The 24,376-nt window shown below is 75.3% G+C and carries 18 protein-coding genes and 1 riboswitch; of the genes, 12 read left to right on the top strand and 6 right to left on the bottom strand.

The genetic code is table 11. From position 1 onward, the window contains the following. The first annotated feature begins 3 nt into the window (after positions 1-3). The 7 genes from AB0O09_RS10620 to AB0O09_RS10590 are packed head-to-tail and all read left to right on the top strand — an operon-like array spanning position 4 to position 8,852. The gene (locus AB0O09_RS10620) at positions 4-1,233 is read left to right on the top strand and encodes a glycosyltransferase (RefSeq protein WP_363541256.1); all 1,230 of its coding nucleotides are present in this window, start codon (positions 4-6) and stop codon (positions 1,231-1,233) included. Next, positions 1,230-2,606 carry a hypothetical protein gene (locus AB0O09_RS10615; RefSeq protein WP_363541153.1) on the top strand — a complete coding sequence of 459 codons (1,377 nt, stop codon included), beginning with the start codon at positions 1,230-1,232 and terminating at the stop codon, positions 2,604-2,606. The genes AB0O09_RS10620 and AB0O09_RS10615 overlap by 4 nt, the downstream gene beginning before the upstream one ends. After that, on the top strand, positions 2,603-3,571 hold the full coding sequence (locus AB0O09_RS10610; RefSeq protein ID WP_363541152.1) for a glycosyltransferase family 2 protein: 969 nt from the start codon (positions 2,603-2,605) through the stop codon (positions 3,569-3,571). Before AB0O09_RS10615 ends, AB0O09_RS10610 begins: the two co-directional genes overlap by 4 nt. Beyond that, positions 3,568-4,380 (top strand): polysaccharide deacetylase family protein, encoded by an 813-nt coding sequence (locus tag AB0O09_RS10605; protein ID WP_363541151.1) that lies wholly within the window; start codon positions 3,568-3,570, stop codon positions 4,378-4,380. The genes AB0O09_RS10610 and AB0O09_RS10605 overlap by 4 nt, the downstream gene beginning before the upstream one ends. A gap of 46 nt (positions 4,381-4,426) precedes the next feature. Beyond that, positions 4,427-6,334: a glycosyltransferase gene (locus tag AB0O09_RS10600; RefSeq protein ID WP_363541150.1), complete on the top strand. Its 1,908-nt coding sequence runs from the start codon at positions 4,427-4,429 to the stop codon at positions 6,332-6,334. Next, positions 6,334-7,608, top strand: a complete 1,275-nt coding sequence (locus tag AB0O09_RS10595; RefSeq protein ID WP_363541149.1) for a glycoside hydrolase family 16 protein — start codon at positions 6,334-6,336, stop codon at positions 7,606-7,608. The genes AB0O09_RS10600 and AB0O09_RS10595 overlap by 1 nt, the downstream gene beginning before the upstream one ends. A 23-nt stretch (positions 7,609-7,631) precedes the next feature. Then, complete coding sequence (locus tag AB0O09_RS10590) at positions 7,632-8,852, top strand: ATP-grasp domain-containing protein (protein ID WP_363541148.1); 1,221 nt, start codon at positions 7,632-7,634, stop codon at positions 8,850-8,852. Positions 8,853-8,916: 64 nt separating this feature from the next. On the opposite strand, the gene AB0O09_RS10585 is transcribed toward AB0O09_RS10590, so the two are convergent. From AB0O09_RS10585 to ribA, 4 genes are all read right to left on the bottom strand, one after another. After that, positions 8,917-10,140, bottom strand: coding sequence for an NAD(P)-binding domain-containing protein (locus AB0O09_RS10585; RefSeq protein ID WP_363541147.1), 1,224 nt, complete (start codon positions 10,138-10,140; stop codon positions 8,917-8,919). 75 nt (positions 10,141-10,215) lie between these two features. Further along, positions 10,216-10,893 carry an FxLYD domain-containing protein gene (locus tag AB0O09_RS10580; RefSeq protein WP_363541146.1) on the bottom strand — a complete coding sequence of 226 codons (678 nt, stop codon included), beginning with the start codon at positions 10,891-10,893 and terminating at the stop codon, positions 10,216-10,218. Positions 10,894-11,152: 259 nt separating this feature from the next. Next, entirely contained in the window at positions 11,153-12,268 is a 1,116-nt protein-coding gene (locus AB0O09_RS10575) for a chemotaxis protein (RefSeq protein WP_363541144.1), read from the bottom strand. 147 nt (positions 12,269-12,415) lie between these two features. Continuing rightward, positions 12,416-13,075 carry a GTP cyclohydrolase II gene (gene ribA, locus AB0O09_RS10570; protein WP_363541143.1) on the bottom strand — a complete coding sequence of 220 codons (660 nt, stop codon included), beginning with the start codon at positions 13,073-13,075 and terminating at the stop codon, positions 12,416-12,418. Positions 13,076-13,280: 205 nt separating this feature from the next. Here ribA and AB0O09_RS10565 point away from each other — a divergent pair, with 205 nt between their 5' ends. Then, positions 13,281-14,189: an NADP-dependent oxidoreductase gene (locus AB0O09_RS10565; RefSeq protein WP_363541142.1), complete on the top strand. Its 909-nt coding sequence runs from the start codon at positions 13,281-13,283 to the stop codon at positions 14,187-14,189. Between the two features lies 1 nt (position 14,190). Continuing rightward, positions 14,191-14,958: a VOC family protein gene (locus tag AB0O09_RS10560; protein ID WP_363541140.1), complete on the top strand. Its 768-nt coding sequence runs from the start codon at positions 14,191-14,193 to the stop codon at positions 14,956-14,958. A 25-nt stretch (positions 14,959-14,983) separates the two neighbouring features. Here the strand turns inward: AB0O09_RS10560 and lnt are convergent, their stop codons facing one another. Beyond that, positions 14,984-16,552 carry an apolipoprotein N-acyltransferase gene (lnt, locus tag AB0O09_RS10555; protein WP_363541139.1) on the bottom strand — a complete coding sequence of 523 codons (1,569 nt, stop codon included), beginning with the start codon at positions 16,550-16,552 and terminating at the stop codon, positions 14,984-14,986. A 100-nt stretch (positions 16,553-16,652) separates the two neighbouring features. Further along, on the bottom strand, positions 16,653-20,261 hold the full coding sequence (gene cobN / locus AB0O09_RS10550; protein ID WP_363541138.1) for a cobaltochelatase subunit CobN: 3,609 nt from the start codon (positions 20,259-20,261) through the stop codon (positions 16,653-16,655). Between the two features lie 424 nt (positions 20,262-20,685). After that, positions 20,686-20,758, bottom strand: a riboswitch (cobalamin riboswitch). Between the two features lie 140 nt (positions 20,759-20,898). Between cobN and AB0O09_RS10545 the strand changes: the two genes are divergently transcribed. The 3 genes from AB0O09_RS10545 to AB0O09_RS10535 are packed head-to-tail and all read left to right on the top strand — an operon-like array spanning position 20,899 to position 24,274. Further along, positions 20,899-22,125 (top strand): cobalamin biosynthesis protein CobG, encoded by a 1,227-nt coding sequence (locus AB0O09_RS10545; RefSeq protein WP_363541137.1) that lies wholly within the window; start codon positions 20,899-20,901, stop codon positions 22,123-22,125. Continuing rightward, on the top strand, positions 22,122-22,748 hold the full coding sequence (locus AB0O09_RS10540) for a precorrin-8X methylmutase (protein WP_344621522.1): 627 nt from the start codon (positions 22,122-22,124) through the stop codon (positions 22,746-22,748). The genes AB0O09_RS10545 and AB0O09_RS10540 overlap by 4 nt, the downstream gene beginning before the upstream one ends. Further along, the gene (locus AB0O09_RS10535; protein WP_363541136.1) at positions 22,745-24,274 is read left to right on the top strand and encodes a precorrin-2 C(20)-methyltransferase; all 1,530 of its coding nucleotides are present in this window, start codon (positions 22,745-22,747) and stop codon (positions 24,272-24,274) included. The genes AB0O09_RS10540 and AB0O09_RS10535 overlap by 4 nt, the downstream gene beginning before the upstream one ends. The last annotated feature ends 102 nt before the right edge of the window (positions 24,275-24,376 follow it).

Genomic DNA, 24,376 nt, shown 5'->3' with positions numbered 1-24,376 from the left:
ACCATGATGACCGCCGCCGCCGCCGTACTGCCGGAGCCCCCGGCCACGATCCTCGACATCGACCTGGCCCGTCCCACCGAGCTGAAGCTCCCCGGAGGCGCGGCCGCCCCGCCGCCCGCGGGCGGCCCCGTCCTGGCCCTCGTCCGGCGGCACAGCCACCCGCTCGGCATGGTCACCGCGACCGCCGCCCCCGGCGACACCTCCGGCCTGCGGGCCGCCCTGCTCGCCGCCGGCACCGGACTGGGTGCAACGCCGGTCGCGCCGCCGCCCGTGGCGGCCGCCCCGCCCTCGCTCACCGTGATCATCTGCACCCGCGACCGCACCGAACTGCTCCCGCCCTGCCTGGACGCCCTGCTGCGGGCGGCGCCCGCCGACGCCGAACTGCTGCTGGTCGACAACGCCCCCAGCGACCTCGCCACCCGTGACCTGGTCCGCGACCGGTACGGCGACCGCATCCGCTACCTGTGCGAACCCGCGCCCGGAGTCTCCCGGGCCCGCAACGCCGGCCTGGCCGCCGCCACCGGCGAGGTGTGCGCCTTCACCGACGACGACACCCTGCCCGACGCCGGCTGGCTGCGCGCCCTGCGGGAGACCTTCCGCGCCGACCCCCGGATCGGCTGCGTCACCGGCCTGGTCCTGCCCGCCGAACTGGACACGCCCTCCCAGGTGGCCTTCGAGCGCCACTGCGGCTTCTCCCGCGGCTTCGCCCCGCGCGTCTGGTCGCTCGCCGACCAGGGCGGCGACCCGCCCGTCCCCTACACCGTCAGCCGCTTCGGCACCGGCGCCAACATGGCCTTCCGCACCGAGGCGCTGCGGGCCGTCGGCGGGTTCGACGAGGCCGCCGGCGCCGGCACCCCGACCCGCGGCGGCGAGGACCTGCTGGCCTTCCTCGCCGTCCTCACCGCCGGGCACCTGGTCGCCTACGCGCCCGACGCGCTGGTCTGGCACCGCCACCGCCGCACCCCGTCGGCCCTCCGCTCCCAGGTGTACGGCTACGGCGTCGGCTACGGCGCGTTCCTGACCGCGGTCGTCGTCCACCGCCCGGCGATGCTGGGCGACCTCGTCCGCGGCCTGCCGGCGATGCTCCCGCTGGCCCCGGGCCGGCGGCGCCCCGACAGCGCGCCGGCGCCGCGCGAGCTCGTCCGGCTGCAGTGCCGCGGCCTGCTCGTCGGACCGTTCAGCTACCTCGTCAGCCACGGGCGCCGACGCACACGTGGCGGTGCCCGGCCGTGATACCGGAACTGACCCGCCGCCGCACCGCACCGACCCGCGCGTGCTCGTGCCCGCTGCCGCTGCCCTGCGAGTGCAGCTACCGCGCGCTGCTGCGGGCCCGCGCCAGGGCGGTGCTCCGGCGGACCGCGGGCGAACCGCTGCTGCGCAACGGGCACATCCTGGCCGCCAGCGCGGTGCTCGCGGCCGGGCTCGGCGCGCTGTTCTGGATCTTCGCCACCCGCTGGTACAGCGCCGAGACCGTCGGCACCAGCTACGCGGCCCTGTCGGTCGCCGCCCTGATGTCCGCCCTCGGCCGGTTCAACCTCGGCGACGTCCTCGTCCGGTTCGTCCCGCGGGCCGGGCGGCACACAGGACGGTTCGTCCTGCGGTGCTACGCGATCGCCGGCGTGTTCAGCGCACTGGCGGCCGTCGGCTTCCTGCTGCTCATCCCGGTGATCGCCCCCAGCCTGGACTTCCTGCGCACCCCCCTGCTCGGTACCGCCTTCGTCATCGCCGCCGCCGGCTACTCCATCTTCGACCTCCAGGACGGCGCCCTCACCGGCCTGCGCCGCACCGGCTGGGTCCTCGGCGAGAACGTGATCTTCGCCGCCGCCAAGGCCGGAGCCCTCGCCGCCTGCGCCGCCCTCGCGATCGGCACGGGCATCCTCACCTCGTGGGCCGTCGCCCTCGTGCTGGCCATCCTGATCGCCAACTCCGTGCTCTTCCGCCACGCCATCCCGGCCCACCAGCGCGCCGACCGCGAGGGCGCACCGATGCCGGGCCGGGTGAAGCGCTACGCCGTCGCCGACTACCTGGGCAAGCTCGCCGGCATCACCACCTACACGGTGCTGCCCCTGACCGTGCTCGCCCACCTCGGCGCCGCCCAGAACGCGTACTACTCGCTGGCCTGGATCATCGCCGACACCTTCAACATCGCCGTGCTCAGCATGGGGTTCTCCCTCGTCGTCGAGGGCGCCCACGCGCCGGAACGGCTTCCCGAGCTCGCCCGGCGGATGCTCCGCCACGCAGGGCTGCTGGTGCTCGCCGCCACCGCCGTCGTGCTGGTCGCGGCGCCGTGGGTCCTCTCCCTCTTCGGCCCGGCCTACGCCCGGTACGGCACCCCCGTCCTGCGGCTGATGGCCGTCGCCTCGCTGCCCACCGTCCTGATCATCGTCGCCATCGACGTCGCCCGCGTCCGGCGCAACCTCCGGCTGCTCATCGGCGTCCAGGTCGCCCAGTGCGTCCTGACCGTCGGCCTCACCTTCGTGATGCTGCCGCTGTACGGACTCGCGGGCGTCGGCCTGGCCTGGCTGCTCGCCTGCTGCGCCGTCGCCGTGCCTCTTCTGCTCACTCTGCCACGCTGGATGAGGAACCCCGAAGGGAGTCGGGCATGACCACCGCACCGGACACACGGACCAGCCTGTCGGTCGTCATCTGCGCCTACACCCTGGACCGCTGGGACGACCTGTGCGCCGCCGTGGACTCCGTCCGCCGCCAGCACCGGCCCCCGGAGGAACTGCTGCTGGTCGTCGACCACTGCCCCGAGCTCGCCCGCCGTGCCGAACGGCAGTGGCCCGGCGTCCGGGTCGTCCGCAACGAGCAGCGCCGCGGCCTGTCCGGCGCCCGCAACACCGGAGTCCGTGCCGCCCACGGGGACGTCGTCGCCTTCCTCGACGACGACGCGGCGGCCGCACCCGACTGGAGCAGCCGGCTGCTGGCCGGCTACCGCGACCCCGCGGTGCTCGGCGTCGGCGGGTTCGTCCGGCCGCGCTGGGAGACCGGCCGGCCGGGATGGTTCCCCGGCGAGTTCGACTGGGTGGTCGGCTGCTCCTACCACGGCCTGCCCGAACGGCCCGCCGCGATCCGCAACTTCACCGGCGCCAACATGTCCTTCCGGCGCGCCGAGGCCGTCTCCGCCGGCGGCTTCCGGCTCGACCTCGGCCGGATCGGCACCCGGCCGGTGGGCTGCGAGGAGACCGAGTTCTGCCTGCGGCTGGCCGCCCGCCACCCCGAGGCGGTGCTGCGCTACGACCCGGCCGCCGTCGTCCACCACCACGTGCCGCCCGCACGGGCCACCTGGTCCTACTTCCGGGCCCGCTGCTACGCCGAGGGCCGCTCCAAGGCCGTCGTCGCACGGCACACCGGCCCGCGGCCCGCCCTGGCCTCCGAGCGCCGCTACCTGCGGCACACGCTGCCCTCGGCCGTGCTGCGCAGCCTGCGCCGGGCCGACCTCCGCTCCGCGGGCGCGCTCTGCGCCGGGGCGGGAATCACCCTGCTGGGCTACACCGTGGGCCGCGCCGCCCTGCTGCTGCCCCGGCGGTCCGTGCCCGCGCTCCGGCCGGTGAGGAGCCCGCGATGAGAGCCGTCCCCGTCTTCCTGTACCACTCGGTCTCGGACGACCCGCCGGACTGGCTCGCGCCCTACACCGTCTCCCCGCGGGTCTTCCGGGAACAGCTCGACCGGATCGCCGACGCCGGCCTGACCGTCGTCCCGCTGCGCCGGCTGGTCGCCGCCCTGCACGGCGGCTCGCCGCCGCCCCCGAACGCCGCGGTGCTCACCTTCGACGACGGCTACGCCGACTTCTACTGGACGGTCGCCCCGCTCCTCACCGAGCGCGGCCTGCCGGCCACCCTCTACGTGACCGTCGGCGCCCTCCATCCGCCCGGTGGCCGTCCCACCGGGAGCCTGCTGCCCGACACGCAGATGCTCAACTGGCGCCAGGTGGGCACCCTGGACGCGATCGGCGTGGAGATCGGCGGTCACTCCCAGACCCACGCCCAGCTCGACACGGTCTACGGCCAGCGGCGCACCGACGAGATCGTCGGCAGCAAGAAGCGCCTGGAGGACGCGGTCGGGCACCCGGTGACCGCCTTCGCCTACCCGCACGGGTACTCCAGCCCCACGGTGCGCCGCCAGGTCCGCGCCGCAGGCTGGACCTCGGCGACCGCCGTGGAGAACAAGTTCAGCTCCGCGATCGACGACCCGATGCGGATCTGCCGGCTGATGGTCCGCAACGACACCCCGGAGAGCGTCTTCGAGGACTGGACGGCCGGCCGCGGCAGCCGCGTCGGGCCGATCAGGGAGAGCCTCTACACCCGCGGCTGGCGCGCCTACCGCAGAGCCACCCGATTCATCGGCGCCCCGGTCGGGGGTCCGCCCAAGGACTGACCGCCGCCCGTGCCCGTCACGCCCACTGTCCGGAGAGGGCCCTTCGATGGTTGACCAGCAGATCGCCGGTCCGGCCGACCCGCCCGTCCAGCGCCGCCCGCCGTCGGCGCTGCTGGCGCGGGTGGCCGGCGGCCGCGGCCCCGCGGCCTGGATCACCGTCGGAGCGCTGCCCGCGGCGATCGTGCTGTGGGTGCTCGCCCTGCGCGGTGCGCGGCTCGACCGGATGGGCGACCTCGGACTGCTCCAGGTCCTGCCGCCGTTCTACTGGGCGAGCTTCGCCCTCCTGCTCACCGGCTTCCTCGCCGTGCTCTACCGGCCGCGCATCCCGCAGGGCTGGGCCGCGGCGTACGTGGTCGCGCTGATCACCCTGATCCACGCCACCCCGAGCGTGCTCTACCCCACGCTGCGCTACGCCTGGGCATGGAAGCACATCGCGGTCGTCGACGCGATGCTCCGGCACGACGGCACCGTGCCGAACGCCGGCGGACTGGAGATCTACAACGAGTGGCCGGGCTTCTTCCAGCTCAACGTGCTCTTCCTGCGCGCCACCGGCCTGCACTCCGCATTCGGGTACGCGGCCTGGTGGCCGCTGATCACCAACCTGCTGCTGCTCGGACCGCTGCTTCTGCTCTACCGTTCGCTCACCGACAGCCGGCGCCTCGTATGGGGCGGTGTCTGGCTCTTCTACTCGGTCTCCTGGGTCGGCCAGGACTACTTCGCGCCGCAGGCCTTCGCGTTCGTGCTGTTCGTACTGCTGCTCGCGCTGGTGCTCGGACGGCTGGCAGAGACACGCCGGGCGGCGCAGAGCGCGGCCGAAGGGCGGCCGGCGGCCACCGCGCTCACCGCCAGGACGCCCTGGCTCGGCTGGTACGCCATGAGCGTGGTGATCATCGCGGGCATGGTCGTCTCGCACCCGCTGACCCCGGTGATGACGATCAGCGTTCTCACCATGCTCTGCCTGCGCCGCCGCAACCGCCGGACGGTGTGGCCGGTGCTGGCGGCCGCCGTCGGGATGACCCTCGCCTGGGACGCCACCATCGCCCGCCCCTACCTGTCGGAGAACATCGGCGGCCTGATCGCCGACCTGAGCGCGGCCGAGAGCAACGTCCGCCCGCCCAACCAGCTGAAACTCGGCACCGTGGCGCCGGCCCAGGTGATGGTCGGCTGGCTGTCCCTCGGCATGTCCGGGGCGATCGGCCTGCTCGCCCTGACCGCACTGGTCTGCCACCGGTGGGTGCGGCGCACCGGCCTGGTCGCCGTCCTGTTCGGTCCCCTGCCCCTGCTGCTCGGCAACGGCTACGGCGGCGAGATGATCCTGCGCGCCTACCTCTTCGTGCTCCCGGCCACCGCCTTCCTGGCCGGCACGGTCCTCCTGCGCGACGGCCGCCGTCCCGTGCTGCACCGCGCCCTCGCCGCCGTCGCGGCCACCGCGCTGGCCGCCGGCATGTTCGGCAACTACTACAGCAAGGAGGCGCTGAAGTACTTCACCCCGCAGGAGGTCGCGGCGCTGCGCCTGGTCACCACGGACGCTCCGGCGGGCACCCGCATCGTCTTCGCCACCGGCACCGCCCTCCCCGGCGGCGAGATGCACTACGACGAGGACCGCACCCGGATCGTGCTCAGCCAGCTCCCGGAGGCGGAGCAGCGCCGCATGCTGGCCGACCCCCTGCCGGTGCTCCGCCAGGAACTGACCTACCCGGTGGTGGCCGGCCCGTCCTACCTCGTCCTCACCCGGGCCCAGATCGCCGACTGCCGGCTGACCGGGGTGCTGCCCGAGGACACCGTCCGCCGACTGGCCGATCTCGCGGCCGGCTCACCGGAGTTCCGCGCCGTCTACACCAGCCCGGACGCGGTGGTCTACCAGTACGTGGCGCCGTCCACCGACGGCCCCACCGACGTCGCACCGGCCGGGGGCGTCGACAACCAGCCCAAACCCGAAGTGAGGCAGCCGTGATGGCCGGCCCCCACCTGCGCCTCGTGCTCGCCCTGCTCGCCTGGGCCGGGGTCGCCGCAACCACCCTGACCGCGGGCCCGGTGCGGACCGCCACCGCGGCCGTCGCCCTGCTGGCCGTGCCGGGCACGGCCCTGGTGCTGCGCTGCCGCTGGCCCGCCGGCGTCCGGCAGGCCCCCCTGACCGCCGTGGTGCCCGCCCTCGCCTGCAGCGCGGTCCTCTCGGCGGTGGCCGCCGTCCCGATGCTGCTCACCCACACGTTCACCCCCCGGAGGGTGCTGGTGGTGCTGGCGGTCCTCACCACGCTGCTGGTGCTGCCCTACCCGCGGCGGCGCTGGCCGCCTCCCGATCCGGGGACCTGGTCCGGCCGGTCGGCACCGCCCCCACCGGCGGGCCGGCAGAACGGCCGTTCGCTGCGGGCCGGCGCGCTGGCCGCGGCCTGCCTGCTGGCGGGCGCCGCCGCGTGCGCCGATCCGACCGCCCTGACCTCCCCGGCGTCGAAGGCGCGGGCGGAGAGCGAGGGCACCGTGCGGGCGACCGAGCCACCGAACCTGCCGGGCCCCTGGCACCTGGTCTTCCACGACGACTTCGACGGCTCCCGCCTGAACACCGCGGACTGGACCACCTGCTACGACTGGAACCTCGGCGGCTGCACCAACGCCGGCAACCACGAGCTGGAGTGGTACCTGCCCGGCCAGGTGTCCGTCGCCGACGGTGACCTCACCCTCACCGCCCAGCGCCGGGAGACCCACGGCACCGACGGAAAGACCTACCCCTGGACCTCCGGCATGGTCACCACCGGGCGGGACCACTGGGACGGCACCCCGCGGCACACCTTCACCTACGGCTACTACGCCGCCGCCATCAAGGTGCCCGCCCAGGCCGAGGGCATGTTCCCGGCCTTCTGGCTGATCCCGGCCGAGACCCGCGGCACTCCGCCGGAGATCGACATCGCGGAGTTCATCAACACGGCGACCCACGTGTCCGCCAACCTGCACTGGCGCGCGCCCGACGGCAACGACACCCACATCGGCAAGGACTACGGCCCCCAGGACTTCGCCGACGGCTACCACGTGTACGCCGTCGACTGGCAGCCCGACTCGGTCACCTGGTACGTCGACGGCGTCCAGCGGTTCCGGGTCACCGAGCCGACCGCGATCCCGCACGTGGCCATGGAGCTCGTGCTCAACCTGGCGGTCGGCTTCCAGACCGCGCCGTCGCCCGGCACCGACTCGGCCGCGCTCAAGGTCGGCTGGGTCTCCGTCTGGCAGCGCTGACCCGCCCGAGGAGGTGGACACCGATGCAGGCCAACGGACCCGAACTGGACCGCGAGGTCCCCGTGCTGCTGGTCAAGGTCGGCCGGTACCCCGACGCCTACGGCGCCACCGGTGCAGCCCGTTCGCTCGGCCGGGCCGGAGTCCCGGTGTACGCCCTGGTCGAGGACCGGCTGACCCCCACGGCCGTCTCCCGGTACGTGCGCCGGGCCTTCGTCCGCCCGAGCACCGGCCGCGAGCCCGCCGAGGTGCTGGTCGCCGCCCTCCTCGCGGCCGGCCGGGCGATCGGCCGGCGCACGATCCCGGTGCCCACCGACGACGAGGCGGCCGTGCTGCTCGCCGAGCACCAGGAGGAACTGGCCCCGCACTTCCTGTTGCCGCCCGTCCCGGCGCGACTACCGCGCCGGCTCGCGGACAAGGGGGCCCTCGGCGAACTCTGCCGTCGGCACGGCGTGGCGACGCCCCGTGCCGCCACCCCCGCCGACCGTGCCGAACTCCTGTCGACGGCCCGCAGTTGGGGGTACCCGGTGGTGCTCAAGAACCTCGCCCCCTTCACCAGGCTCGCCGCGCCGGCCGTCAGCCACACCACGGTGGTCCCCGACGAGGCCGCGCTGCTGGCCGCGTGCCCGCCGGACGGCCCGCTGTCGGTGCTGCTCCAGGAGTACGTGCCGCAGGCCGCGGCGGAGGACTGGATCACCCACCTGTGCTGCGGCCCGGGCGGCAAGCCGCTGGTCGTCTTCACCGGCGTCAAGGACCGTTCCTGGCCGCCCGAGACCGGCGTGACGACTCGCGGGCACACCCGGAGCAACCTCGAACTGGCCGCCATCGCTGGCGACTTCTGCCGGGCCATCGGCTACTGCGGGACGGCCGACCTGGACTGGCGCTACGACCGCCGCACCGGCCGCTACAACCTGGTGGACTTCAACCCCCGCAACGGCGCCCAGTTCCGCCTGTTCGAGACGGTGGACGGGGTGGACGTCGTCCGGGCCCTGCACCTCTCGCTGACCGGCCGGCCCGTCCCGTCCGGGCCGCAACTCCCGCGCAGGTTCCGGATGGGCCGCCTCGACACCCTGTCGGCGGCGGCAACCGCCTGGACGGACCGCCGCCGCCCCTGGGGCCTGTGGCCGGAGCCCCGCACCGAGCACGCCTGGTTCGCCGCCGACGATCCCGCACCCGCCGCGATGGCCGTCCTCCGCTTCAGCCTCCCCGCCCCCTACCGTCTGCTCCGCTCCGCACTCCGCTCCTGACCCGGCAGGCGGGGGCGCCGGGCTTCGCTCCCGGCGCCCTTGGACGGCCTCCTCGGCGCGCCGACTACGCGGCGCGGCTGCGGGCGGCCACGTGCCGGCCGATCCGGTGGGCGGCGAAGTGCGTCCCGCAGACGAACCGCATGACCGGTCCGAAGGTGTCCGCCGCCGCCAGGCCGGTGAAGTACAGGCCCGGCACGGACGACTCCAGCCCCGGGGCGAGCCGCGGCGCACCCGCGGCCGTGGTGCGGATCGCCCGGCGCAGCCCTTCGTCGAGGACGGCGAGCCGGGCCACGTTCGCCCGGTAGCCGGTGGCGGCCAGCACGTGGTCGGCCTCCAGCAGTTCGGTCGGGCCCTCCAGGCTCAGCCGGACGGTGCCGTCCACCGCCTCCGCCGCCGCCAGCGGATGACCCGTGAGCACCGGGAAGAGGCCGTCCACCCGCTCCTCCAGCCACCACGCGCCGGCCGGGCCGAGGACCTTGCGGACCCGAACGGCCCGTGCGTCGTCCGGCAGGAACCGGAACAGCCAGGGGATGTCGGCATAGGCACGCATGCCCCACCCGGGGCCGAGGTTGCTGGACGGCCGGGTCACCCGGGCGATGAGCGGTCGGGTGGAGGGCACATCGGCGTCCGGCGGCTCGCCGTAGATCACCCGCGGGCCGCGGACCACCACGGTGGGGGAGGCCCCGGCCTCGTGCAGCAGGGCCGCGCTCTCCAGCGCCGACTGTCCGGCGCCCACCACGGCCACCCGCTGCCCGGCGAACTTCCGCAGGTCCGCGTGCTCGCTGGTGTGCGAGCACAGGTCCGACCCGGCCAGTGCGGCGAGTTCGGGTGGCAGGTACGCGAAGGGCCGCAGACCGGTGGACACCACCACCGAGCGGGCCGTCACCGACTCGCCGTCCTCCAGGGTCACCCGGAACCCGCCCGGTGCGCCCTCGACCCGCGCGACCTGCGTCCGTTCCAGCTCGGGCACCCGCTCGCGCTGGAACCACTCGCCGTACTCGACGAACTCGTCCAGCGGGATCGGGTAGGTGTCGCCGACCGTGCCGCGGCCTGCACGGTGGCGGTAGTCGTTGAAGCCGTAACGGCCCGAGGGGTCGGAGATGCAGGACGCCCGCGGTGTCGACTTCAGGAACATCCCCGCGGGCATGCCCTCGCGCCAGCCCGCCATCGGCTCTCCGAACGCCCGGAAGGACACGCCGGCGCCCCGCAGGTGCGCCGCTGCCGCCAGCCCGTACGGGCCTGCTCCGATCACGACGGCCTCGGGCTCGACCGTTCCCCGTCCCTGCATGAGTGGCCACCTCCGGTGTCGAACAACCCCCGTCCCAGGATGCGACCGTGTCACCCGGTCGGCACCCCGGCCGGGTCAGAACCGCTGCGCCCGCGCGACCTTGGCGCTGGCCGCGGCGACCTTCTGGTCACCGTGCGCCAGTACCGTGCGGCGCTCGCCCGGGGCGACGTCCGAGGTGCCGACCACGACCGTCTCCACGGTGGCGCCCGAGGAGTCCAGGAAGTCCACCTGGACGGCGTAGCCCGCAGGCTGGGAGGTCGAGTTGGTGATCGTGACGGTGGCCGCCGGGAAGCCGTCCGTGGCGGTGGTGGGCACCCCGGTCAGCACCACGTCGCCGATCGCGTTGCCGGTGCCGGCGACCCCGCTCAGGGCGGCGCTGGCGCTCTGCCGCGACTTCGACACCTGAGCGGAGACCGAGGACTCGAAGGCGGCCGCCCGGGACTCCACCGAGGCCGCCGCGGCCGAGGCGGAGGCGGCCCGGGCGAGGGCCGCCTCGGAGATCAGCGCCGCCGCGCTCGACGCGGCGGCCGAGGCGTCCTCGCCGGTCAGCTCCGAGGCCTCGGCGGCGGCCGATGCGGCGTGCCGGGAGGCCTCCGCGGCGGCCGACACGACCGCCGGGCTGATCCCGCCCACCGTCTTCTCCGAGCTGCTGCACGCGGCGGCCAGGGCCGTCAGCGCGGCCGCCGCGGCGAGGATCGCGCCGGCCCGGGCGGTCGGCCCGGTGAGGGGGCGCAGGCGGGAGTGCGGGGACATGGCGGCTCCTGGATCGCTCGGCCGGGGGTGCACAACTCCTCCAGCCTCCGCCGCGGCGCGGCCCGACGCGCGCAGGGCTGCGCCGCCCGGGTCGTCTTCAACGGCGTACGGGTATCCGTGAGGGGCGCGGGGAACTGCGCGACCCGGATGCGGATCGCCGTGCGGATCCGGGCTCGGCCCATGTCGCTACGGTGCCCGCCCCCGGACTGCGCGGGTCCCCGCGCCCCTGAATCAACCACCCGGTTGCCCGAGGCAGGCGCTAGTAGCGCAGCACCGCGGCGATCCGGTCGTGCGCGGTGAGGTCGTCGTCGGGGACGAAGACCACCTCGGCGCCCTTGTCCAGCGCGGTCTCCACGAGCTCGTCGACGATGTCCTCGCGGACGCCCTCCTCCCAGCCGCCGGGCCGGTCGTCGTCGGCCGGGGCGAGGTGGCCGTCGGCGAGCCGCATCGTCCGCTGGAAGTGCTCCTCGACGGCGACCATCTCGACGCGTCCCTCGCAGACGGCCTCCCAGACCTCGTCCAGGCCGGCGGCGAAGGCCTTGCGGCTGCGTGCGGAGTCCAGCGCGGTGCTCACCCGGTCCGACTCGTGCGAGGCGAACTGGGCCATCGCCGGGGCGAGTTCCTGCAGCAGGACGCGGTCGGGGCCGTCCGTGAGGCCGCCCTTGAGCACGGTCGCGACGGCCGCGCCCGCGGCGGTGCCGACCTCCTGCAGGGCGGACACCGCCTGCGGCAGGCCGATCAGGAACAGCGGCCGGCGGTCCGCGGCGAGGACGGCGCCGAGCGCGGTGTCCACCGAGCGCAGGAACCGCCGGGTCTCCTCGTCGCTGAAGGTGCTGGGCTGGCCGCCGGTGCGCTCCTCGCGCTGGACGTCCCAGTCCACGCCCTCCGCCTCCATCGGGAAGCCGTCCGCCTCGTGCTCGTGCAGCGCGAGGCCCGCGCCGCCCCACAGGGTGGCCCGGTCGGCGGCGACCGCCATGACCCAGTACGGGCGCTCCTGGGCCTTCGCGGCGACCAGGTTGCGGGTCAGGAAGGTGTCGCTGAGCACGACCCGCTCGGGCACCTCGCGCGGCAGGCTCCACACCTGGTGCTCCTCGGTGGTCGCGTACACCACCAGCCCGTCCAGCGAGTGCCGCAGGTCCACCTCGGCGACCGCCCGTTCGAGCTGCTTGTGCAGGTCGATGCGGTCCTGCCGGGAGGCCTCCGGATCTGCGTCGATCCGCCGCTCGGCCTCGGCGAGGAGGTTCCTCAGCCGCACCGCGTCCTGCGCGTTGTCCGGCTCGCGGCGGTGCGTCGGCATGGTCAGCGAGACGGCCGGGTACGGCCGGGGGTTGCGCAGTTCGCGCAGGGTGTCGGAGGTGAGGGAGTCGGTTTCCACGGGCGCTCTCCCGGGGTCGGTCCGCGCCGGGCGGGCCCGGCGGGGCCGCGGGGCGGGGTGGAGCGACGGATGGCGCGGCCCACCGACCGACGCTTCCACGCGCTCCCCGGCGCCGCGCGCGCCCTGCGCCGATCGGGTGAACCCAGGTCAGGCGCCCAGCGACAGGAACTCGATGCCGTGGCCGAGGGTGCGCGCGGTGCCGTCCGCCTTGGTGCGCAGGTAACGGACGTTGCTCTCGGACAGGTGGACGCCGGTCGGCACCCGCTCGGCCACCGTGATGCCGAGCCGGGACAGCTGGCCGGCCTTGTCGGGGTTGTTGCTCAGCAGCCGGATGCCGCTCGCGCCGAGCGTGGTGAGCATCTGGGCGGCGGCGGTGTAGTCGCGGCCGTCCTCGGGCAGCCCGAGCGCGGTGTTCGCCTCGTAGGTGTCCAGCCCGGCGTCCTGCAGCGCGTAGGCGTCGAGCTTGTTGTAGAGGCCGATGCCGCGGCCCTCCTGGCGGAGGTACAGCAGGTAGCCGCCGGCCTCGGCGATCCGCTCCGCGGACTCGCGCAGCTGCGGGCCGCAGTCGCAGCGGGCGGAGCCGAAGACGTCGCCGGTGAGGCACTCGGAGTGCAGCCGCACCAGCGGGGTCCCGCCGACCTCGCCGAGGGCGAGCGCGAGGTGCTCGGCGCCGTCCGCCAGGCCGTGGAAGGTGAAGACCTCGGCCTCGACCCGGAAGCCGTCCGGGAAGGCCAGCGGGATGCGCACCCGGGAACGCACGGTGGCGGGGCCGGGCAGCGGCGTCCGGGCGGTGTCGGTCTGCGGCATGGCCGGGCCTCCGAGGTCGTGTGGTTCAGATGTGGTTCACATTCGAACCGGTCGGTCAGGGTCAGACCGTACCTCGTGGTTCCAATTTGAACAACTGCCGTTGCGTCACGCACGACACCTCCCGTTCGGCCCACCATTCCCGGCCGTCCCGGCCTTGTGCCCAGCAAGCTGGGCGGAAGGAAGTCGCCGACCCCGAGGGAGCAGCATGTCCAAGGCGTTCGGATACCGGGCGTTCGGAGGCCCGGAGCACCAGGAGTTCCTGGACCGCCCCGTGCCCGTCCCCGGGCCGGACCGGCTGCAGATCGCCGTCCGCGCGGCCGGGGTCAACCCGATCGACTGGAAGATCCGCAACGGCTGGCTCGGCACCGACCGTCCGCTGCCCGCCGTCCTCGGCGTCGAGGCCGCCGGTGTGGTCGAGGCCGTCGGGCCGGGCGTCGAGGGCTTCGCCGTCGGCGACGAGGTCTTCGGCGTCACGGTGGCCGGCGGCTACGCCGAACACGCCCTGCTGGACGCCGCCGTCAGCGCCCGCAAGCCCGCCGGGGTCCCCTTCGCCACGGCGGCCGCGCTGCCCGTCGCGGGCGCCGCCGCCTGGGACGCGGTCGAGCAGCTCGCCCTGGAGCCGGGGCGCACCCTGCTCGTCCTCGGCGTCGCCGGCGGCGTCGGCAGCGCCGCCGCCCAGATCGCCCGCGCCCGCGGCGTCAAGGTGGTCGGCACCGCCGCCGACCGCAACCGCGACTGGGTCGCCTCCTTCGGCGCCACCCAGGTCCGGTACGGCGAAGGGGTGGCCGACCGGATCAGGGCCGCCGCCCCGGACGGCGTCGACGGACTCCTCGACCTGATCGGCGGCGAGGACCTGCGGGAGGCCGCCGCCGTGCTCGCCGACCGCACCCGCCTGGTGTCCACCGCCGACCCCGACACCGCCGCCGCGCTCGGCGGCAGCGCCGTCCGCCGCAACCCCGGCCGGGAGGCGCTCGCCGCACTGGCCGCACTCGTCGCGGCCGGCGGCCTCGACCCGCGGATCACCGCGACCTACCCCCTCGACCGGGCTCCCGAGGCACTCGCCGAGGTCGAGTCCGGACACGCCCGCGGCAAACTCGTCCTGGTGGTGGAGTGACATGAGAATCGACAGACCCGCGCTCGGAGCCCCCTGCTGGGTGGAGATCTCCACCACCGACCCGGAGGGCTCCAAGGCCTTCTACCGCGAGACGTTCGGCTGGCGCACCGAGGTCGACCCGAACCCGGAGGCCGGCGGCTACACGCTGATGATGCTCGGCACCGACCCGGTCGCCGGCCTCGGCCCCGTCCAGCGCCCCGGACAGCCCACCAGCTGGACGATCTCCTTCGCCGTCGACGACGCCGACGCCGCCACCGCCGTCCGGGGCGCCGGCGGCCGGCTGGTGACGGAACCCGCCGACGTCCTCGACCTCGGCCGCTTCTCCGTCGCCGCCGACCCGTCCGGCGCGGTGTTCGCACTCTGGCAGGCCCGCGGCTTCACCGGCACCCCGCTGATCGACGAGCCCGGCGCGCTCGGCTGGGTCGAACTCGCCACCCGGGACACCGCCGGCGCCAAGGAGTTCTACCCGAGGGTCTTCGGCTGGAGCGTCACCGTCGGCGAGATGTACACCCAGTGGGGCCTGCCCGGCCGGGAGTTCGGCGGCATGGCCGACATGGCCGACCAGTTCCCCGCCGACGTCGGCCCGTACTGGATGCCGTACTTCGCGGTCGCCGACGTGGACACCACCACCGAACGCGCCGCCGTCCTCGGCGCCACCGTCGCGCTGCCGCCCACCGACGTGCCGGACGGGCCGCGGCTCGCCGTCCTGCACGACCCGCAGGGCGCGATCTTCGGCATCCACGTCGCGGGCGGCGGCTCCGGGCAGTGACGGCGGCGGGGGAGAGCCCGCCGGCTCAGGCCCGGCCGCGGGCCGCCGGCCGGCCGGCCTCCTGCTGCGCTCCGTCCGCCGGGCCCGCGGCCGGGGCGCCCGCCGACCGGCGGCCGCGGCGCACCGCCACCACGGCACCGGACACCGCGGTCACCGCCACCGCCCCCAGCGGCACCCAGTCACCCAGCCGGTCGTACCAGGTCAGCGCGGACGGCTCCGCCAGCGGCACCCGCACCACCAGTGCCCCCGACCCGTCCGTGCCGAGCCGGGCCAGCCGCCGGCCCTGCCGGTCGTACGCCACCGACTCGCCCGTCAGCGCGGCCTGCACCACCGGCCGGCCGGTCTCCGCCGCCCGGATCGCGCCCAGCGAGGCGTGCTGCTCCGGCGCCCACGTCCGCTGGAAGGTCGAGGTGGCCGACTGGTAGACGATCAGCGGCGCGCCGTCCCGGGCCGCCGATCGCGACATGTCCGGGAAGGCGGACTCGAAGCAGATCAGCGCACCGACCGGCAGCGGGGCGCCGGCCCGGTCGGTCGTCGGCAGCAGCCGGAACGCCGCACCCGGCGCCCGGTTCTCGCCCGCGGCCTTGCTCACCCCCGCGATCCAGCCCAGCGCCGAGCGGAACGGGATGTACTCGCCGAACGGCACCAGCCGGATCTTGCGGTAGCGGGCCGCCACGCCGTCCGGGGTCACCAGCACGGCGTCCTTGGAGATCCGCCCGTCCGCCTTGCGCGCGTCCTCGCCGACCAGCAGCTGCGCACCGGTCGCCGCCGACAGCGACCGCAGACCGGCCAGCACGGCGGTCTCCCGGTCCAGGTCGGCCGTGGTGCTGGACTCGCCCCACACCACCAGGTCCACCGGCCGGTCCACCAGAGCGCGGGTGATCCGGGTGCTCGCCGCCAGCCGCGAGGCGTCGTCGGACGTCTGCCCGGGCTGCACCAGCGCCACCGTCGCGCTGCCGCCCTGCGAGGGCGGCGGCAGCAGCGCGAACAGCACCGGCCCGGCCGCCAGGCACCCCGCGAACACGGCCGTCGGCAGCACCCGCAGCGGACCCGCCACCAGCACCACCACCGCGGTGTTGCAGGCCACCACCACGGCACTGACCAGCCACACCCCGCCCACCGACGCCAGCGCCAGCACCGCAGGATGCTCCCACTGGCTCGCCCCGAGCAGCGCCCACGGACCGCCCAGCGCGTGCCACGACCGGGCGAACTCGCAGGCCACCCAGACCGACGGCACCACCACCAGCGCGGCCGCCGCCCGTCGCGGCCCGACCCGGCCGTGCAGCAGCCGGTGCACCGCGAAGCCGAACGCCGCCTGCAGCGCCCCGAACACCACCGCCAGCGGCAGCAGCGCCGGCCCGATCGACGGCACCAGCCAGTACATCGCGACCAGGATGAACCCGGCCCCGAACCACCAGCCCCGCACCGCGGCCTCACGCCCGCCCGGGGCCGCCCGCATCAGCAGCATCCCGGGCACCAGCGCCACCCACGCCAGCCAGGCCTGGCCGGCGCCGGGGAACGCCAGCACCGGCAGCCCGCCGGCCGCGAGGGAGTACCACCGGGCGGGCTGCGACAACGCCGTGCGCAACGTCATGCGGAGATCGTATGCACCCGGGGCGCGGATCGAACGCAATCGGCGCCACCCGAATGGCGGCGCACGGGGAGGTGCCCCCGCGCGCCGCGGTGCGGCCGGCTCAGCCCTCGGTCTCCAGGTCGCCCTCGGTCTCCAGGTAGGCCGCGCGGAGTTCGTCGAGCAGGCGCTCGTCGGGCTCCGCCCACAGGCCGCGGTCGGCGGCCTCCAGCAGCCGCTCGCTGATGCCGTGCAGCGCCCACGGGTTGGCCTCGGAGAGGAACTCCCGGTTGACCGGGTCGAGGACGTACTCCTCGGTCAGCTTCTCGTACATCCAGTCGGCGACCACCCCGGTGGTGGCGTCGTAGCCGAACAGGTAGTCGACGGTGGCGGCCATCTCGAAGGCGCCCTTGTAGCCGTGCCGCCGCATCGCCTCCATCCACCGCGGGTTGACCACCCGGGCGCGGAAGACCCGGGCCGCCTCCTCGGTGAGCGTCCGGGTGCGGACGGTCTCCGGCCGGGTCGAGTCGCCGATGTACGCCGCGGGGTTCTTGCCGGTCAGCGCCCGGACGGTGGCGACCATGCCGCCGTGGTACTGGAAGTAGTCGTCCGAGTCGGCGATGTCGTGCTCGCGGGTGTCGGTGTTCTTGGCGGCGACGGTGATCCGCCGGTAGGCGCTCTCCATCTCCTCCCGGGCCGGGCGCCCGTCGAGGTCGCGGCCGTAGGCGTAGCCGCCCCACACCGTGTACACCTCGGCGAGGTCGGCGTCGGTGCGCCAGTCCCGGCTGTCGATGAGCTGGAGCAGACCGGCGCCGTAGGTGCCCGGGCGGGAGCCGAACACCCGGACGGTGGCCCGCCGTTCGTCGCCGTGCTCGGCGAGGTCGGCCTGCACGTGGGCGCGGACGAAGTTGTCGGCGTCCGCCTCCTCCTGCCGGGCCGCGAGCCGCACCGCGTCGTCGAGCAGGGCGACCACGTGCGGGAAGGCGTCCCGGAAGAAGCCGGAGATCCGCAGCGTGACGTCGATCCGGGGGCGGCCGAGCTCCTCCAGCCCGATCGCCTCCAGGCCGGTGACGCGGCGCGAGGCGTCGTCCCAGACCGGGCGGACGCCGAGCAGCGCGAACGCCTCGGCGATGTCGTCGCCGGCGGTGCGCATCGCGCTGGTGCCCCACAGCGAGAGGCCGACCGAGGGCGGGCAGGCGCCGTCGTTGTCGGCGCGGTACCGCTCGACCAGCGAGGCGGCGAGCGCCTGGCCGGTCTCCCAGGCGAGCCGGCTCGGGATCGCCTTGGGGTCGACGGAGTAGAAGTTGCGGCCGGTCGGCAGCACGTTGACCAGACCGCGCAGCGGCGAGCCGGACGGGCCGGCCGGGACGAAGCCGCCGTTCAGCGCGTGCAGCACGGCGTCCAGCTCGTCGGTGGTCGCGGTCAGCCGCGGCACCACCTGGGTGACGGCGAAGGAGAGCACCTCGCGGACGGCGTCCGGGTGCCCGGCGGCGACCTTCTCGACCGCCTCCGGGGCCCAGTCCTCGGCCTCCATCGCCTCGACCAGGGCGCGGGCCTGCGCCTCGGCGGCGTCGGTGGCGCCGAGGGTGAGCGCGGCCTCGTCCAGGCCGAGCGCCTCGCGCAGACCGGGCAGCGCGCTGACGCCGCCCCAGATCTGCCGGGCGCGCAGGATGGCGAGCACGATGTTGACCCGGTCGGTGCCGGCCGGGGCCTGGCCGAGGACGTGCAGGCCGTCGCGGATCTGGGCGTCCTTGACCTCGCACAGCCAGCCGTCGACGTGCAGCAGGAAGTCGTCGAAGCCGTCGTCCTCGGGCCGCTCGTCCAGGCCGAGGTCGTGGTCGAGCCGGGCGGCCTGGATCAGCGTCCAGATCTGGGCGCGGATCGCCGGCAGCTTCGCCGGGTCCATCGCGGCGATCGTCGAGTACTCGTCGAGCAGCTGCTCCAGGCGCGCGATGTCGCCGTACGAGTCGGCGCGGGCCATCGGCGGGACGAGGTGGTCGACCAGGGTGGCGTGGGCGCGGCGCTTGGCCTGGGTGCCCTCGCCCGGGTCGTTGACCAGGAAGGGGTAGATCAGCGGCAGGTCGCCGAGGACGGCGTCCGGCCCGCACTCGGCGGACAGCGCGGCCGTCTTGCCGGGCAGCCACTCCAGGTTGCCGTGCTTGCCGAGGTGGATCACGGCGTGCGCGCCGAAGCCGCCGTCCTCCTGCGCGGCGGCGATCCAGCGGTACGCGGCCAGGTAGTGGTGGCTGGGCGGCAGGTCCGGGTCGTGGTAGATCGCGACCGGGTTCTCGCCGAAGCCGCGCGGCGGCTGGATGAGGACGAGCAGGTTCCCGGAGCGGATCGCGGCGAGCACGATGTCGCCGTCCGGGTTCTGCGAGCGGTCCACGTACAGCTCGCCGGGGGCCGGGCCCCAGTGCTCCTCGACCTGCTCGCGCAGACCCTGCGGCAGGGCGGCGTACCAGCGGCGGTAGTCGGCGGCGGGGATGCGGACGGGGTTGCGGGCGAGCTGGTCCTCGGTCAGCCAGTCCTGGTCGTAGCCGCCGGCCGCGATCAGCGCGTGGATCAGCTCGTCGCCCTCGTGGGCGGAGGAGGTCGTGTCCAGGCCCGGCAGGCCGGTGCCCAGGTCCATGCCCTCCTCGCGGAGGCGGTGCAGCAGGCGCACCGCACTGGCCGGGGTGTCCAGGCCGACCGCGTTGCCGACCCGGGCGTGCTTGGTCGGGTAGGCGGACAGCACCAGGGCGAGGCGGCGTTCGGCGGCCGGGGTGTGGCGCAGCCGGGCGTGCCGGACGGCGATGCCGGCGACCCGGGCGGAGCGCTCCGGGTCGGCGCGGTAGACGGTCAGGCCGTCCTCGTCCAGCTCCTTGAAGGAGAACGGCACGGTGATCAGGCGGCCGTCGAACTCCGGGACGGCGACCTGGGTGGCGGTGTCCAGCGGGGAGAGGCCGTCGTCGCTCTCCTCCCACTGCGAGCGCGACCAGGTCAGGCACAGGGCCTGCAGGATCGGCCGGTCGAGGGCGGCGAGTGCGCCCGCGTCCCAGGCCTCCTCGTCGCCGCCGGCCTGCGCGTCGGCGGGCCGGGTGCCGCCCGCGGCGAGCACGGTGGTGACGATGGCGTCGGCCCGGCCGAGTTCGGCGAGCAGCTCCGGCTCGGCGCCGCGCAGCGAGGAGCAGTACAGCGGCAGCGCGCGGGCGCCCTCGTCCTCGATCGCGCTGCACAGCGTCTCGACGAAGGCGGTGTTCCCGCTCATGTGGTGGGCGCGGTAGTAGAGCACGGCGACCAGCGGGCCGTCCGAGGCGCGGGCCTGACGCTCCAGCGGGCCCCAGGCCGGGGCGGAGGCGGGCGGGGCGAAGCCGTGGCCGGTGAGCAGCACGGTGTCGGAGAGGAAGGCGCCGAGCTCGGCGAGGTTGGCCGGGCCGCCGTGCGCGAGGTAGGCGTGCGCCTCGGCGGCGATGCCGGCCGGGACGGTGGAGAGCTCCATCAGCTGGGCGTCCGGGGCCTGCTCGCCCGTCAGCACGACGACCGGGCGGGGCCCGGCGAGCAGCGCGTCCAGGCCGTCCTCCCAGGCGCGGCGGCCGCCGAGCAGGCGGACGACGACCAGGTCGGTGCCCTCGACCAGGGCGGGCAGCTCCTCGGCGGACAGCCGGGCCGGGTTGCCGAGCCGGTAGCGGACGGGGCCCTGCGAGGCGCGGGCGCTCAGCAGGTCGGTGTCGGAGGTCGACAGCAGCAGGATCATGCGGAGGGCCTCCCGGCCTGGTCGGTGTTCCACGGCGTGCGGCGGCGCACCGGGGCCGGGTGCGGCAGCCGGGTGCGCGGGGCGGAGCGGGGCGCGGTGCGACGGCCCGTCTTCAAGGGCGCTCGGGCGGTCGTTCCAGGGGCGCGGAGAACCGCGCGATCCGGATGCGGGCCACCGTGCGGACCACGGCTCGGCCCGTGCCGTCGTGACACCGGCCCCGGATCGCGTGGTTCCCCGCGCCCCTTGTGGTGCATCCATGACCGTTGAAGACGCGCCCCGGGGGTGCGGCGGACCGCCACCGAAGTCCCCGGGAAGGCGGGCGGCGGCTCGGCGCGTCCGGGCGGGACGGCGGAGCCGGGCATGCGGCAGCGCACAGGTCGGGCCTTCCTCGGGGTCCGCGCCCCGGGCTGGTGGAGGACGGCGGGAGTTCCTGGCTCCACGGCGGCTGAGCCGTGGTTACAGTGGCGGGACCGCACCGGATTTGCACCGGTTTCCTCCGCTTGCCGTCGCTGGCGTCGGACGGCCCGCGCGGACCGTCCGGCAGCATCGTACGGGGTGGCGGACGGCCGCGGGACTGCACGCGGACTGTGATCCAGACGACGGGGCGCCCCGTCGGACAATCTGTATGCTCGCCGCCATGCCACCGACTCCCGACCCCACCGGGGCGGGCTCCGCCGTGCCCGACCGGGGCCGGTCGGACGCCTGTCCGGGGGCCCTTCGTCTGCACACGGCCGACGACGGCGCCCTCGCCCGTATCCGCGTTCCCGGCGGACTGCTGACGGGCCGTCAGGCAATGGCGCTGGCCGATGCGGCCGAGGCGCTCGGCGACGGCGCACTGGAGACCACCTCGCGCGGCAACGTCCAACTGCGCGGCCTGGCTTCGGCCTGCGGCGCGGAACTCGCCGACCGGCTGCGGACCGTCGGCCTGCTGCCCTCCGACACCCACGAGCGGGTGCGCAACATCGTCGCCTCGCCGACCGCCGGCCTCGACGCCGAGGGGCACGCCGACACCGCGGCCCGGGTGCGCGAGCTGGACGCGAAGCTCTGCGCGGCGCCCTGGGCGGCCGCGCTCTCCGGCAAGTTCCTCTTCGCCCTGGACGACGGCCGCGGCGATGTCGCCGCCCTGAACGCCGATGTGACATTGATCGCAGCGCCCGGCGGCACCGCCCTGCTGCGGCTCGGCCGCGAGACGACCGTCCGCGCGGTGCCGGCCGCACAGGCCGTGGACGCCGCCCTGGACGCCGCCCGGGACTTCCTCGACGCGCTGCGCACCACCGGCACCCGGGCCTGGCACCTGCGCGAGGTCCCCGAACTCCTCCCGCCCGGCGACCTGCCGCTGCCCCCGCTGTCCGGCGGACACCCGCCGCTCGGGGTTCTGCCCGGCGGCCTCTCGGTCGGGACGCGCTTCGGGCGGGCCACCGCCGCACAGTGGCGGCTGCTCGCCGGGCTGTCCGCCGGAGAGGTCCGGCTGACGCCCTGGCGCGGCGCCGTCCTGCCCGGCGCCGACCCCGCCGCCCTCGCCGAGCTCGCCGCGGCCGGCTTCCTGACCGGGCCCGGCACCGCCTGGGACCGCGCCACCGCTTGCACCGGCCTGCCCGGCTGCGGCAAGTCGCTCGCCGACGTGCGCGGCGACGCGGCCCGCGCCCTGGAACGGGCGGACGGCGGTGGCCTGCCGGTGCACTGGTCGGGCTGCGAACGGCGCTGCGGCCACCCCTCCGGGCGATGGGTGGACGTGCTCGCCACCGGGCAGGGCTACCGGGTGGCACCGGTCGGGACACCGGACCGGCCCATGGATGTGACGCCAGTGGACGTGACGACGGAAGAGATGGCCGAGGCGGTCGCCGAGGCCCGGAGGACCACGTGATCGAGTACGAGAAGGACGGCGCCGCCATCTACCGGCAGTCCTTTGCCACCATCCGGGCCGAGGCCGACCTGGCCGCCCTGCCCGCCGACGTCTCCCAGGTCGCGGTGCGGATGATCCACGCCTGCGGCATGACCGACCTGGTCGAGGACCTGGTCTACTCGCCCGGTGTGGTCGCCTCGGCCCGCAAGGCGCTGCACGCCGGTGCGCCGATCCTCTGCGACGTCAACATGGTCGCCAGCGGTGTCACCCGCAAGCGGCTGCCCGCCGACAACGAGGTGATCTGCACCCTCACCGACCCGTCGGTGCCCGAGCTCGCGCGGAAGACCGGCAACACCCGCAGCGCCGCCGCCATGGAGCTGTGGCTGCCCAGGCTGGAGGGTGCCGTGGTGGCCGTCGGCAACGCGCCGACCTCGCTCTTCCGGCTGCTGGAGATGATCGAGGCCGGCGCACCCCGCCCGGCCGCGGTGATCGGCGTGCCCGTCGGCTTCATCGGCGCCGCCGAGTCCAAGCAGGCCCTGGCCGAGCACCCGTCCGGCCTGGAGCACCTGGTGGTCCGCGGCCGGCGCGGCGGCAGTGCGATCGCCGCCGCCGCGATCAACGCGATTGCGAGTGAAGAAGAGTGACCGAGCAGCAGACCGGGCAGCAGACCGACCGGCGGACCGGCCGGCTGTACGGCGTCGGCCTCGGCCCCGGCGACCCCTCGCTGGTCACCGTCCGCGCCGCCGAACTCATCGGCAAGGCCGACGTGGTGGCCTACCACAGCGCCCGGCACGGCCGCTCCATCGCCCGCTCGATCGCCGACCGCTACCTGACCGGCGGCCAGATCGAGGAGAAGCTGGTCTACCCGATCACCGTGGAGACCACCGACCACCCCGGCGGCTACCGCGGCGCCCTGGACGACTTCTACGAGGAGGCGTCCGCCCGGCTCGCCGCCCACCTGGACGCCGGCCGGAACGTCGTCGTCCTCGCCGAGGGCGACCCGCTCTTCTACGGCTCCTACCAGCACATGCACAAGCGCCTCGCACACCGCTACCCGACCGAGGTGGTGCCCGGCGTGACCTCGGTCAGCGCCGCCGCGGCCCGGCTCGGCAGCGCCCTGGTGGAGGCCGAGGAGACCCTGACGATCATCCCCGGCACCCTGCCGGAGGAGGAGCTCGCCGCCCGGATCGCCTCCGCCGACTCCGCGGTGATCATGAAGCTCGGCCGGACCTTCCCGGCCGTCCGCCGCGCCCTGGAGCGGGCCGGCCGGCTCGACGACGCGCAGTACGTCGAGCGGGCGTTCATGGACGGCGAGCGCACCCTGCCGCTCGCCGAGGTCGAGGCCGACACCGTGCCGTACTTCTCGGTCGCCGTGCTGCCCAGCAAGGTCGCCCCGCTCGACCTCCCCGAGCCGGACGGCCCCGGCGAGGTCGTGGTCGTCGGCACCGGCCCGGCCGGACCGCTCTGGCTCACCCCGGAGGCCCGCGGCGCCCTCGCCGCCGCCACCGACCTGGTCGGCTACACCACCTACCTGGACCGGGTGCCCGTCCGCCCCGGCCAGGTCCGGCACGGCTCGGACAACAAGGTCGAGTCGGTGCGCGCCGAGTTCGCCCTCGACCTGGCCCGCCGCGGCCGCCGCGTCGCGGTCGTCTCCTCCGGCGACCCGGGCGTCTTCGCGATGGCCACCGCCGTCCTGGAAGCGGCCGGCGAGGACCCGTACCGCGAGGTGCCCGTCCGGGTGCTGCCCGGCATGACGGCCGCCCACGCCGCCGCATCCCGCGCCGGCGCACCGCTCGGCCACGACTACGCGGTGGTCTCGCTCTCCGACCGCCTCAAGCCGTGGGAGGTCATCGCCCGCCGGCTGCGCGCCGCCGCCGAGGCCGACCTGGTGCTGGCGCTCTACAACCCCGGCTCGAAGTCCCGCACCACCCAGGTCGGGCTGGCCCGCGACCTGATGCTGGAGTACCGCGGCGCCGACACCCCGGTGGTGATGGCCCGTGACGTGGGCGGCCCCACCGAACGCGTCCGCACCGTCCGGCTGGCCGACCTCGACCCGGCCGAGGTCGACATGCGCACCCTGCTGCTCATCGGGTCCTCCCAAACCCGCCTGGTCCGCCGCGGCAACGACACCGAGGTCGTCTGGACCCCCCGCCGCTACCCGGAGGACTGACGGAGAGCGAACCCGGGGGCGCGCGGGGCACCTAGTGGCCTTCGGCCGTGAGGCGCCCCCGCGCCCCCGGGGCGTGTCTTCAAGGCGTACGGATGCCACACA

Origin of the sequence: Kitasatospora sp. NPDC093679, assembly GCF_040683455.1 — a bacterium.
Classification (GTDB): domain Bacteria; phylum Actinomycetota; class Actinomycetes; order Streptomycetales; family Streptomycetaceae; genus Kitasatospora; species Kitasatospora arboriphila.
Note: the sequence above shows the minus strand (reverse complement) of the source record. Positions and strands in the feature narration are given on the sequence as shown.